Here is a 12,780-nt window from a genome sequence, read left to right as displayed (position 1 = left end):
GCGCCCACGCCCTTTCCGCCCCCCCTGCCCCGCCGCACCCGCGCTCGATCGCCGCGCACCCCTCACGCGCCCTTGATTGGCATCGATACAAGGAGCAGTGTGACATCATAATATGGAAAAAACGCAGGATCGTTTGCCCGCGATCCGCGCGCCGTCTGCAGGGTCCGGAATGAATTACGATCATTTCTTCGCTGAAGCCATCGACGCTCTGCGCAAGGAGCGCCGCTATCGTACCTTTGCCGAGATCGAGCGCGACGCGCGCCATTTCCCGCGCGCGGTGTGGCATTCTCCAGGCGGCCCCCGCGACATCGTCGTGTGGTGCTCCAACGATTATCTGGGCATGGGCAGCCACCCGGCCGTGATCGAGGCCATGTGCGGCGCGGCCCAGGCCCGCGGCGCCGGCGCCGGCGGCACCCGCAACATCTCCGGCAACAGCCATGAGATCGTGATGCTGGAGCGCGAGCTGGCCGATCTCCATGGCAAGGAATCGGGCCTCGTCTTCACGTCGGGCTACATTTCCAACGACACCGGCATCTCCACCATCGTGAAGCTCATTCCCGATTGCGTGGTGCTCTCGGACGAGCTCAACCACAACTCGATGATCGAGGGCGTGCGCCACGGCGGGCGGCAGAAGGCCATCTTCCGCCACAACGACCTCGACCATCTGGAAGAGCTGCTGCAGGCGGCGGGCGACCGGCCCAAGCTGATCGCCTTCGAGAGCGTCTATTCCATGGACGGGGACATCTCCCCCATCAATGGTATCTGCGATCTCGCCGAGCGCTATGGCGCCATGACCTATCTGGACGAGGTGCATGCGGTCGGCATGTATGGCGCGCGCGGCGGCGGCGTCGCCGAGCGCGACGGGGCAATGCACCGGGTGGACGTCATCGAGGGCACACTGGGCAAAGCCTTTGGCGTGGTCGGCGGCTACATCACCGGCAAGCGCGTCATCATCGATGCGGTTCGCTCCTATGCGCCGGGCTTCATCTTCACCACCGCCCTGCCTCCCGCGGTGGCGGCGGCCGCCGCCGCCTCCGTGCGCCATCTGAAGGACTCACAGGCCGAACGCGAGGGCCAGCGCGCGCAGGTCGCGAAAGTGAAAGCGGCCTTGGCCGCCGCAGGCCTGCCGCAGCTGGAGACCCCCACCCACATCGTTCCGGTGATGGTGGGCGACGCCAAGGCCTGCAAGATGGCCAGCGACCTTCTGCTGGCCGAATATGGCATCTACATCCAGCCCATCAACTACCCCACCGTGCCGCGCGGCAGCGAACGCCTGCGCATCACGCCCACGCCCTTCCATGACGACGCCCTCATCGCCCATCTGGCGACGGCGCTCTCGGATGTGTGGGAGCGGCTGGAACTGCCTTATGCCGACCGCGTGGTCGAGCGCGCCAATTCGCGACGCGTCGCCCTCGGCCCGGCCCCGATCCCGTTGCCGGTGGCCGGCGGCTGAGGCCATTCGTCAGACTTGAATGCAAAAATGCCCCGGCTGGTCCGGGGCATTTTCTTTGCGCAACCGCGTCAGGCTGCCGACGGTGCCACCACGAAGGCGACTCCGGTTTCCACCAGGGTCTTAAGACGCGAGAGGCCCTCTGGCCAGCCGTGCGCCACGGCCTTCGACGTCGCGGTTTCGCCACCAAATCCGTCATGGATGAGCGTGAGCTTGCAGGCGTCCGTTCCAATCGGCGTGATCTCCCATGTGACGCGGGAGGGCCTGTCCACGGCGACATCGGGCGCCCACTGCGCTGAGAACGTCATCACGATGCGCCGGGGGGGATCAATTTCCACCAGCTGGCCCTCGATCACCCGCCGCTCGCCCATGAAATATTCCCGCGCGCCGCCCACGCGCCAGTCGGTGCGGCTTGTCATGTTGAAATGCTCGTAGAGGGGGGTCTTGCTATCGTCCGTCAACACCGCCCAAAGGGCTTCGGGCGTGGCCCGGATGAAGAGCTCATAGACATGAGTCGGCACGGTAGACATGGGGTCGTTTGCCTCCAGTAGAGCCTTCAAGTTCGCCATGGCGGCCACCTGGGGCGCGGCGTAGCGCGAGATCCAGCGGTCGCTCACAAGCTGAATCGGCGCGGGATTGAGATAGTGATGCTTCTCCCGCCCCACCTTACGCGTGAGCACTAGGCGCGCGTCCTCCAGCACCTTGAGGTGCTTCATCACACCGAACCGCGTGAGCTGCGTCTGTCGCTCCAGCTCGCCCAGCGTCTGCCCGTCTTTTCCCTTAAGAAAATCGAGCAGCGCACGGCGCACAGGATTTGCGAGCGCCGCGAAAACATCGTCCATATGCTTATTATGTGCCGTTTTCATTACGTGTCAATATGGTCACGTAATTCGCAGCTTCGCTTCCGCAGGGCGGCCCGAGACGGCTTCGCCCCCCCCAACGCAGAGCGCCGCCGGATCTCGCGATCGGCGGCGCTCTGTTGGGGGGGACTTCAGCTCTTGGCCGACTGCTTGCGTTTGAAAGCACCCTTGACGTTGTCCCAAAGCTCGATCTTCACGCCATTGCGCTTCATGATCAAAGCCTGCTGGGCGACCGACAAGGTGTTGTTCCACGCCCAGTAGATCACCAGGCCCGCCGCGAAATGGGCCAGCATGAAGGTGAAGATGATGGGCATCCAGTTGAAGATCGCCTGCTGGGTCGGGTCCGGCGGGGCGGGATTCAGCTTCATCTGCACCCACATGGTGACGCCCATGATGATCGGCCACGCGCCCAGCAGCAGATAGCTGCCGATCACCGGAACCGAGCCCGGATCCCACGGAATGAGCCCAAACAGGTTGAAGATGGTGGTCGGGTCGGGCGCGGACAGGTCGCGAATCCAGCCGAAGAAGGGCGCGTGCCGCATCTCGATGGTCACGAACAGCACCTTGTAGAGGGCGAAGAACACCGGGATCTGGATCACAATCGGCAGGCAACCCGCCACCGGATTGATCTTCTCCTTCTTGTACAGCTCCATCATCGCCTGCTGCTGCTTCGCCTTGTCGTCGGCGTAGCGCTCGCGGATGGCGGTGAGTTCCGGCTGCACCGCCTTCATCTTGGCCATGGAGGCATAGGACTTATTGGCCAGCGGGAAGAAGATGCCCTTCAGGATCACCGTCACGATCAAGATGGCGACACCGAAGTTTCCGACCAGCTTGTAAATCCAATCCAGCACCAGGAACAACGGCTTGGTGATGAAGTAGAACCAGCCCCAGTCGATCAGCAGATCGAAGCGGTCGATACCGTAGGTCTTTTGGTAACCATCAACCACCTGCACCACTTTGGCGCCGGCGAAGAGCTGCGACGTGGCAGCGATGCTGCCGCCGGGCTCCACCGTCTTGGGCGCGGCGAGGAAGTCCGCCTGGAAGGTCTGGGTGCCTCCCAGCATGGCGCTGGAGAATTTGGCGTCAAACTTGACGCTCTGGTCGGGAATGACGGTGGCCGCCCAATATTTGTCGGTGATGCCGAGCCAGCCGCCGGTGGCGGAGAAGGTCTGCGGCTTCTCCTTGTCGACCTTGGCGTAGGTGACTTCCTGCAGGCCGTTGTCGCCGAGCACGCCGATCAGGCCCTCGTGCAGGATGTAGAAGCCGGCGGTTTGCGGCACGCCGTGGCGCGAGACCAGGGCATAAGGATAAAGCGTCACCGGGGCGGAGGTCTTGTTGTCCACCTCATCCTTCACGGCGAACATGTAATGGTCGTCCACGGTAAAGGTGCGGCGGAAGACCAGGCCGTCGCCATTGTCCCAGGTGAAGACGAGGGGCGTCTGCGGAGTGAGTGTACCGCTGCTGGATGTCCACAGCGTATCCGGCCCCGGCACTTTCGCCGTGGCACCGGCCACCGAGGTCCAGCCGAATTCCGCATAGAACGGGTTGGGCGCGCCCGAGGGGGAGAGCAGAACGATGTTCGGGCTCTTCGGGTCCACCGTCTCATGATACTCAGTGAGCAGCAGATCGTCGACGCGCCCCCCCTTGAGGGAGATGGAGCCTTTCAGCCGCGGCGTTTCGATGCGGGCGCGGGGGGTGGCGTCCACGGCCTGCTCACGGGTCAGCGGCCGCGTCACGGACGGTGTGGCACCGGCCTGCGGCACCGCTCCGGGCGCGGGCACAGTGCCGGGCGTGGGCGCCGTGCTCTCGGCCTTCTGCGCCTCTTGCTGCGCCGCGATGCGCTGCTGTTCCGCCGCCTGCCGTTGCCGCTCCGCTTGCGGCATGCCGAAGAAATATTGCCAGCCAATGAGAATCGCCACCGACACTGCGATGGCGATGATCATATTGCGGTTGTCACTCATGCCGAATGGCCTCCGTCGGCGGATGGCGCCAGGGGATCGGAACTGATTTGCGTTTCGCCATGGGAGGCCGAAGCCCGCCCGGCCGCGAGGTCGTCCCGCCGGGCACCGGCGCGCGTGGCCTTGCCGGAGGTTGCCGACGCGTCGTCGCGGCCAAATCCGGCGCCGCGACCTTTGCGCGGCCCGGCGGACCGCGACGGCGCATGTGATCCTGCCGCGTCGGCGGGGTCGTCGCCACGGCGGTCGGTTGCCGCCGCAACAGGTGCGCCACCCGCAGACGCCGGCGACGGACGTCGCGGCGCCCCCTGGCGCGGCGGACGCGCCGGATCATGCAGCTTGCGCAGCGCCCGACCAAGATCGCTCAAGAGACTGCTGAATGGCGCAGCGAGCGCCTGCTCGCGGGCCACCAGCACATAATCATAGCCAAGGCGCCCGGCCTCGGGCAGCACTTGACGCACCACCTCACGCAAACGCCGGCGGATGCGATTGCGCACCACCGCGTTGCCGGTCTTCTTGGTGACCGTGAAGCCGATGCGAATATCGCCCTCGTCACCGCGATTGCGGCCCTGAAGCAGAAAAGCGGAGACACCAGCGCGCTCCGCTTTCGCCGCCGCCAGGAAATCACGGCGCTTGCGGAGCTGATCCACGATCGGCACGGCTCCGCTCGGCCCGCCGTCAGGCGGACAGACGCTTGCGGCCGTGGGTGCGGCGGGCAGCGATGATCTTGCGGCCGTTGCGGGTCGCCATGCGCGCACGGAAGCCGTGGCGACGCTTGCGCACCAGCTTGCTGGGTTGATAAGTGCGCTTCACGGGTCTGTTCTCCGAATTCTTGGGTGGTCACGGCCAAGGAACGGCGCCCAGCACGGGAGCGGCTCGCGCCGCCACTGCCGCCTCGAGAAACGAGGTCGGCACGCAAATACCCACTGAGCTCCGGCCGCCAGGGCCGCCTGAGTTGGCGAGGCTTATAGGGGGGCGGCGGGCTTCCGTCAATCTCCGGAACCGGCCCAAACGCGGACATCGGCGACGCACGCCGGGCGCAGCGAGCCCAAACGGGCGGTTTCCGGCCCCGCCTTGCGCGCGGCGAGGGCACGGCGCATCAAGGGCGCGGCCCATCTTGCGGCCGCGCTTGCGGAGAGCCCCCTTGAACCTGATCCGCGTCTATCTGCGCACCCTCTCCCTGCTCGGGCCGCAGGCGAAGCTGGGCGCCCTGCTGGCCTTCGGCAATTTGGTCCTGGCCGTGGCGCAGTTCGCCGAGCCGATCCTGTTCGGCCGCATCATCGAGGCCCTGGCCAATGCCCAGGCGGCCGCGCGGCTGCCCTCTTTCGCCGATCTCACGCCGCTGCTCGCCGCATGGGTGGGCTTCGGGCTGTTCAACATCGGCGCCGGCGTTCTGATCTCGCTGCATGCCGATCGCCTCTCCCACCGCCGCCGGCTGGGGGTCCTCGCCCAATATTTCGAGCATGTGCTGCAACTGCCGCTCAGCTTTCATGGCGAAACCCATTCCGGCCGCCTGCTGAAGGTGATGCTGGAGGGCGTGGACGCCTTGTGGGGCCTGTGGCTGTCCTTCTTCCGCGACGATTGCGCCGCCATCTTCTCGCTGATCGTGCTGGTGCCGGTGGGGATCTGGGTCAACTGGCGGCTGGGGCTGGTGCTGATCGCGCTGATGGCGGTGTTCGGCCTCGTCACCGCCTACGTCATCCGCCGCACCGAGAGCATGCAGGTGCAGGTGGAGGAATATAATTCCGACCTCGCCGAACAGACCTCCGACGCGCTCGGCAACGTCGCCGTGATCCAGAGCTACACCCGGATCGAGGCGGAGGTCGGCGGACTTCGGGATACGGTGAACCGGGTGCTGGCGGTGCAGATTCCGGTGCTGTCGTGGTGGGCCCTGGTCTCCATGGCCACCAAGGCGGCCACCACGCTCACCATCCTTGCCATCCTGCTCGTCGGCACCTGGCTCTATGTGCACGGCCTCGCGGGAATCGGCGAGATCGTCACCTATGTGGCCTTCGCCAACATGCTGATCGGGCGGCTCGATCACACGGTCAGCTTCTTCAACCGGCTGATGATGTCGGCGCCGCAGCTCACCCAGTTCTTCGACGTGCTGGACACGGTCGGCGCCGTGCACGACCGGCCAGGGGCAAAGCCGCTGCCGCCGGTGACTGGGGATGTGGTGTTCGACAACGTCTCCTTCTCCTATGACGGCAAGCGGCCGGCGCTGGAGGACGTCAGCTTCCACGCGGCACCGGGCCAGAACTTCGCCTTGGTCGGTACCACCGGGGCCGGCAAGTCCACCGCGCTCGCCCTGCTGCACCGGATGTTCGATCCGCAATCAGGAGCCATCCGCATCGACGGCATGGACATCCGCGACGCCACCCTGTCCTCGCTGCGCAAGAGTATCGGCGTGGTGTTCCAGGAACCGCTTTTGTTCAACCGCTCCATCGAGGACAATCTGCGCGTCGGCAAGCCCGACGCCACCGAGGCCGAGCTGCGCGAGGCCCTCGCCCGCGCCCAGGCTTTGGAACTCCTGGACCGCAATCCGCTCGGGCTGAAGGCAGTGGCCGGCGAGCGCGGCCGCGCCCTCTCCGGCGGCGAGCGCCAACGCCTGTCCATCGCCCGCGCGCTGTTGAAGAACCCGCCCATCCTGATCCTGGACGAGGCGACCAGCGCCCTCGACGCCGCCACCGAAGGCAAGGTGCAGGCCGCCCTCGACGAGGTGATGAAGGGCCGCACCACCTTCGTCATCGCCCACCGCCTCGCCACCGTCCGCAATGCCGACCGCATCCTGGTGTTCGAGCACGGCCGTGTGGTGGAAGCCGGCACTTTCGACGAGCTGGTCCGCCTCGGCGGCCGATTCGCCGCGCTGGCGCGGGCGCAGTTCATGGTCGCGGCGGACCGCGCGAAAGGCCCGATCGTGGAGACCTGAACCACCGCGCGGCCAAAGGTTTTCTTGCGCCGTTCCAGACTTCGGCAAGAATGTGGCAGAGCTTGAACGCGCCTCGCGGCGATTTCAGCACCCATGACGATGCCGCGCCGCGGTTTCGACTTTCCCGCGACTGCGAAACCGGCTAGGAAAGAAGCCTTCAGGCGGGGGCCTCCTTCCAACACGAGGAGCGGAACAGGTTGGCGCGCTCGAAATCCCTTCTGGCCGCATCTGCGTTAGCTGCGCGTTTCGCGCGGTGGCGCACGCGGTTGAGCACCGCAACGGCAAAGCTCACGACCGGCATCATGCTGGTGGCTGGCCTTGCCGCGGGCACGGCGCACGCCAATCCGATCTTGCTGGTGGAGGCCGACACCGGCCGCGTGCTGGAGCAGCAGGACGCCGGCAAGCCCTGGTATCAGGCCTCCGTCACCAAGCTGATGACGGTCTATGTGGCGCTGAACGCGGTCAAGAACGGCCGCCTCACCATGGACTCGCCGCTCACCGTCTCCCCGCTCGCCGCCTCCCAGCAGCCATCCAAGATGGGCTTCAAGCCCGGCACCGTGGTCACCCTCGACAACGCGCTCAAGATGGTGCTGGTGAAGTCGGCGAACGACATGGCCATGGTGGTGGCCGAGGGCGTGGGCGGCTCCATGCCCGCCTTCGTGGACGAGATGAACGCCACCGCCGCCCATCTCGGCATGTCCGGCACCCATTATTCCAATCCCAACGGCCTGCCGGATCCCGGCCAGATCTCCACCGCCCGCGACCTCGCCATCCTGGCGCGGGCGCTGATCTATCATTTCCCCGAGCATGAGATGCTGTTCCGCATCCCGTCCATCAAGCTCGGCAAGGCGGTACTGCGCAACTACAACCGCCTGATCGACCGCTATCCCGGCGCCGACGGCATGAAGACCGGCTTCGTGTGCGGCTCCGGTTACAATCTGGTGGCCACCGCCACCCGCGGTGGCAAGCGCCTCATCGCGGTGGTGCTGGGCGCCCGCTCCGGTACCGTCCGCGCGGAGGGAGCGGCGATGCTGTTCGAGAAGGGCTTCCAGGCGTCCTGGGGCATCTTCGGGTCGGCCGCCCCCACCCTCTCCGCCATTCAGAACACCGGCGGCGAGCCGTTCGACATGAAGCCCTATGTCTGCGGTGGCAAGCGGGCGGCGACGGCCTCCGAGGCCGACGACGACGGGGCGAGCGTCAGCAGCAGCGCCATTTCCTTCGCCCTGGCGGCGGGGAACCCGACCATGCCGCGCTCCGGCGCCGATCTGCTGCAGACGCTGCCGCCCTCCATGCCGCCGGTGCCGGTCTTTGTGGGCACGCGCACCGCGCCCCAGGACCTCGGTTCCGCTTACGCCGCCGATGACGACGACAAGCCGAAAAAGAAGCCGGCGGCAGCCAGCGCAGCCACCACCAAGAAACCCGCGGACGCCAAAGCCTCCAAGACCAAGCCCGCCACCGCCTCCAGCGCAAAGCCCGCACCGAAGCCGAGCGCGAAGAAGCCGAGCGGCACAACGGAAGCATCGTCCGGCGGCACCAAGACCACCACGCAAGGTGCAAAGCCGGTCACGGCCTCCGCCGCCGCAGCGCCAAAGCCAAAGCTGTCACCCAAGCCCCTGGCCATGCCGCGGCCGGACCTCGATGCGCCGGCGGCCGCATCGGATCAAGCCGACGAATGACCGACCGGGGCGGCATGCTGCCGCCCCTTGCGAGCCGGGTGCCGGGTCTGCGACGACGCTGTCGGCGGGCTGTTGCGCGCGAAGCGGCCTCATGCCTTCCGGCCTGGGCTTGCTGGCGCCTTTGCTGGGGCTGATCCTGCCCAACCGGCGACCAGAGTGTTTTCCGTTCGCACCGGCCCCCGCCGTCTGCTCTCGGTTCTTGCATTCACGCACGTTCTTCATGTGGACCGGAATCCGCTGCGCTTGAAAATGCTCTGACGAGGCAGAGCGCGCCGGGGGGACCCGCTCGACCGTCTCCGATCACGCCCACGGCACCGCTCTACCCACCCTTGCCGCGTCAAGCCTCACCGAGGGCGCCCCGGACGCCCCGCGCGTAATCGTCAGACGATACGCCCACGAAGCGGGCGGCGCGCATGAGGCATGGGCGAGAGCCGAACCCGGAGGGGTAGCACGCCACGGGAGATAGGAGCAGGGCCACGGGGCCAGGGCCAAAGAGGCCAAAAGGGACCAAGGGGGCCAAGGGGGGAGCCAAAAGGGGGTCGCGCAAGCGCTTGGCCTCCTCGCACGGCGCCTGCTGCCTCCGGCATCCCCTGCCCGGACCGTCTCGCCCAGCGTCACCGAGGGATGCGCGGACCACCGGGATGGGCTAGTTTCCCTGCATGCCAGTTCCCGCTTCCGAAGACAGTCCCGCCCCGCCCCGCCGCGGCCCGCCGCCGCCGATCCCCGTCACCGTGCTCACCGGCTTCCTGGGCGCGGGCAAGACCACCCTGCTCAATCGGCTGCTGGCCGATCCGGCGCTGGCGGATACCGCCGTGCTCATCAACGAATTCGGCGAGATCGGCCTCGACCATTTGTTCGTCCGGCCGGTGGAGGAGGGCATCGTCATGCTGTCCTCCGGCTGCCTGTGTTGCACCGTGCGCGGGGATCTGGTAGCGGCGCTGGAGGACCTGCTGCGCGGCCGCGACAATGATCGCCTGCCCCCCTTCAGCCGGGTCATCATCGAGACCACGGGTCTGGCGGATCCGGCGCCCGTGCTCCACACCCTCATGACGCACCCCTATCTTGCGATGCGCTATCGCCTGGACGGGCTGGTGTGCGTCGTCGATGCGGTGAATGCCGCCGCGACCCTCGACGCCCAGGAGGAGGCGGTGAAGCAGGCGGCCATGGCCGACCGCCTCGTGCTCACCAAGACCGATCTTCTCGCCACCGCCGAGGACGCGCAGGCCCTCGACGCCCTGAAGGCGCGCCTGAAACGCCTCGCACCCGGCGCGGTGCTGCTCGACGTGGCGGACGCATCCGCCGCGACCCTGCTCAATGCCGGGCTCTACGACCCCTCCGCCAAGATCCCCGATGTCGCCCGCTGGCTCGCCGCCGAAGCGGTCGCGGCGGCCGCAACCGGAACGGATGAGGTTGAGCCCAACCACCACGACAGCCGCATCCGCGCCTTCACCCTCGCCACCGATGCCGCCATTCCCGCCGCCACCCTGGACCTGTTCCTGGAGCTGCTGCGCGCCACCCATGGCGCCAACGTGCTGCGGCTGAAGGGCATTGTGAAGCTGAAGGAGGACGAGACCACCCCGGTGGTCCTGCACGGGGTGCAGCATGTGCTGCATCCTCCCGTACGCCTTCCTGCCTGGCCCGACGACGACCACCGCACCCGCCTCGTGATGATCGTGCGCGATCTCGATCCCAAAGTGATCGAGCGCCTGTTCAACGCCTTCCTCGGCGTACCCGAGGTAGACGCGCCCGATCGCGCCGCCCTCACCGACAATCCGCTGGCCCCGCCGGGGCTGGCCCGATGACCGCCAGTGACACCCCCGACGCCGTGCTCTCCTGGTGGCGGCAGGCGGGGCGGGCGCGCTGGTTCGGCGGCGGACCGGACTTCGATGCGCAGGTGCGGACCCGCCTGCTGCCCACCCATGGGGAAGCCGCCGCCGGCCACCTCGATGGATGGGCGGCAGAAGCGAGCGGTGCCGCGGCGCTGCTGATTCTGCTGGATCAGGTGCCGCGCAACGTGTTTCGGGGCACCGCCCGCGCCTTCGCCACCGACGACGCCGCGCGGGCCGTCGCGGCGCGCGCCATCGCCCGCGGCTTCGATGCCGATCCGGCGCTGAATGCGGCGCCCAGCCTGCGCGGGTTCTTCTATCTGCCCTTCATGCACGCGGAAGATTCCGCCTGCCAGGCGCGTTGCGTGGACCTCTATCGGGCGGCGGGGGACGCGGACGGGCTCGCCTATGCCCTCATCCATCAGGAGGCCATCGCCCGCTTCGGGCGCTTCCCCCACCGCAACCCGATTCTGGGTCGGGCCATGACGGCGGACGAGCAGGCCTATCTCGACGCCGGCGGCTTCACAGGCTGAGGCGCGCGCGGATGCCCCCGGCGGCGGCGCGCCCGGTGGACAGGCAGGCCTGCAGAAGATAGCCGCCCGTCGGCGCCTCCCAGTCCAGCATTTCCCCCGCCACGAACACGCCCGGCACCGGCCGGAGCTGGAAATCGGCATCGACCGCGTCCCAGGCAATGCCGCCCGCGCTGGAAATGGCGCGACTGAGGTCCCCGGTGCCGGTCACCGCAAGCGGCGCCGCCTTGATGAGTCGCGCCAGAGCGCCGGCATCCGCCGGGCGGGTGCCGCCCATGGCCTCGCGCAGCACCCCCGCCGCGGCGGGGGAGAGCCCGGCCGCCTTGCGCAGCAGATTGGCGAAGGACAGCTTCGCCGGAGCCGCGGCGAGGCGGGCGGCCAGGGCGGTCGTGTCGAGATCCGGCCGCAGGTCGATGTGAAGGGTGGCGCCGCCGGCCGCCAGGGCCTCGCGCACCGGCCCGGACACCGCATAAATGGCGCCGCCTTCAAGACCGGTCTCGGTCACCACCGCCTCGCCACGGACCTGCGCCGACCCGCAGGTGACAGCGATGCGCTTCAGCGGAACCCCGGCGAACCGGGCGCGAAAAAGCTCCGACCAGGCGATCTTAACGCCCATGTTGGCGGGGCGGAAATCGTGCACCTCCACCCCCCGCGCCCGCAGTAGGGCGGCCCATCCGCCATCGGCACCCAGGCGCGGCCAGGAGGCGCCGCCCAGCGCCAGCAGGGTCGCCGCCGGCGCCACCATGACATCGCCGTCCGGGGTGGCGAAGCGCAGCCGCCCCGCCCCGTCCCAGCCCTGCCAGTGATGGCGGGTGTGGAGCATCACCCCCTGCCCCGCGAGGCACCGCAGCCAGGCCCGCAGCAGAGGACTCGCCTTGAAGCTCCGGGGAAACACGCGCCCGCTGGTGCCGACGAAGGTCGGCTCGCCGAGCCCCTCCGCCCAGGCGCGCAGATCATCGGGAGTGAAGGCGGCAAGGGCCGGTTCCAGGCGCCCGGCCGCCGCCCCGTAGCGCGACAGGAAGCGGGGCAGCGCCTCGCCATGGGTCAGGTTGAGCCCGCCGCGACCGGCCATCAGGAACTTGCGCGCGGGCGACGGCATGCGCTCGAACACCGAAACGGCGGCGCCGGCGGCGGACAGGACCTCGGCGGCCATGAGGCCGGCCGGGCCGGCGCCGATGATGGCGATGGGTGTGGAAACCATGGGATGCGTGAACCCTCGGGCCGGCGCTGAATCAACGGCCCCGCCCCTCAACCGGCGCGAACAGGGTTTGCTCGGGCACCGAGCAGGCTGGACCTTGAAGCGTCTTCCGCGCGCCACGGCGCACGTCAAACCCTCTCATGACGGCATTCACGCTTTATTCCGCGCGCGGCCCGCAGCCTGATGAAAGCGCAGAAGACCCAACGCGCCGGGCCCAGCGCCCCAGGATGCTGCCGAGTGCTGCCGAGTGCTGCAAACGGCTCCCGGTGTACCCCCTTTTGCCGATCGCTTGAACCGAAAGCGCACGGACAGCGGCCCCGCCGGCGCATGATCCACCGCCGTGCACAGGAAAGAAA

Annotated in this window: 10 protein-coding genes; 5 read left to right on the top strand and 5 right to left on the bottom strand. The window is 68.0% G+C overall.

All coding sequences use genetic code 11. The features are described 5' to 3' along the window. The first annotated feature begins 169 nt into the window (after nucleotides 1-169). Nucleotides 170-1,453, top strand: a complete 1,284-nt coding sequence (gene hemA, locus HUW53_RS06415; RefSeq protein WP_237344921.1) for a 5-aminolevulinate synthase — start codon at nucleotides 170-172, stop codon at nucleotides 1,451-1,453. 68 nt (nucleotides 1,454-1,521) lie between these two features. On the opposite strand, the gene HUW53_RS06410 is transcribed toward hemA, so the two are convergent. The 4 genes from HUW53_RS06410 to rpmH form a co-directional block, all read right to left on the bottom strand. Next, entirely contained in the window at nucleotides 1,522-2,292 is a 771-nt protein-coding gene (locus HUW53_RS06410) for an ArsR/SmtB family transcription factor (RefSeq protein WP_237344920.1), read from the bottom strand. Between the two features lie 149 nt (nucleotides 2,293-2,441). Further along, nucleotides 2,442-4,271, bottom strand: a complete 1,830-nt coding sequence (gene yidC / locus HUW53_RS06405) for a membrane protein insertase YidC (RefSeq protein ID WP_237344919.1) — start codon at nucleotides 4,269-4,271, stop codon at nucleotides 2,442-2,444. After that, a complete protein-coding gene (gene rnpA, locus HUW53_RS21970; RefSeq protein WP_307499641.1) occupies nucleotides 4,268-4,924 on the bottom strand; it encodes a ribonuclease P protein component in 657 nt (218 codons plus the stop codon). The genes yidC and rnpA overlap by 4 nt, the downstream gene beginning before the upstream one ends. A gap of 19 nt (nucleotides 4,925-4,943) precedes the next feature. After that, complete coding sequence (gene rpmH / locus HUW53_RS06395; protein ID WP_237344918.1) at nucleotides 4,944-5,078, bottom strand: 50S ribosomal protein L34; 135 nt, start codon at nucleotides 5,076-5,078, stop codon at nucleotides 4,944-4,946. A gap of 331 nt (nucleotides 5,079-5,409) precedes the next feature. Here rpmH and HUW53_RS06390 point away from each other — a divergent pair, with 331 nt between their 5' ends. The 4 genes from HUW53_RS06390 (at nucleotide 5,410) to HUW53_RS06375 (ending at nucleotide 11,229) form a co-directional block, all read left to right on the top strand. Further along, nucleotides 5,410-7,194: a glucan ABC transporter ATP-binding protein/ permease gene (locus HUW53_RS06390; RefSeq protein ID WP_237344917.1), complete on the top strand. Its 1,785-nt coding sequence runs from the start codon at nucleotides 5,410-5,412 to the stop codon at nucleotides 7,192-7,194. 266 nt (nucleotides 7,195-7,460) lie between these two features. Beyond that, nucleotides 7,461-8,870, top strand: a complete 1,410-nt coding sequence (locus tag HUW53_RS06385; protein ID WP_237344916.1) for a D-alanyl-D-alanine carboxypeptidase family protein — start codon at nucleotides 7,461-7,463, stop codon at nucleotides 8,868-8,870. A 659-nt stretch (nucleotides 8,871-9,529) separates the two neighbouring features. Further along, a complete protein-coding gene (locus HUW53_RS06380) occupies nucleotides 9,530-10,672 on the top strand; it encodes a CobW family GTP-binding protein (protein WP_237344915.1) in 1,143 nt (380 codons plus the stop codon). Next, a complete protein-coding gene (locus tag HUW53_RS06375) occupies nucleotides 10,669-11,229 on the top strand; it encodes a DUF924 family protein (RefSeq protein ID WP_237344914.1) in 561 nt (186 codons plus the stop codon). The genes HUW53_RS06380 and HUW53_RS06375 overlap by 4 nt, the downstream gene beginning before the upstream one ends. On the opposite strand, the gene HUW53_RS06370 is transcribed toward HUW53_RS06375, so the two are convergent. Continuing rightward, on the bottom strand, nucleotides 11,219-12,427 hold the full coding sequence (locus HUW53_RS06370) for a BaiN/RdsA family NAD(P)/FAD-dependent oxidoreductase (RefSeq protein ID WP_237344913.1): 1,209 nt from the start codon (nucleotides 12,425-12,427) through the stop codon (nucleotides 11,219-11,221). The two genes, HUW53_RS06375 and HUW53_RS06370, sit on opposite strands and share 11 nt — an antisense overlap. Nucleotides 12,428-12,780: the final 353 nt, after the last annotated feature.

The organism is Xanthobacter agilis (assembly GCF_021730435.1).
Classification (GTDB): Bacteria; Pseudomonadota; Alphaproteobacteria; order Rhizobiales; family Xanthobacteraceae; genus Xanthobacter; species Xanthobacter agilis.
This window is presented reverse-complemented; position numbering and strand designations above follow the sequence as displayed.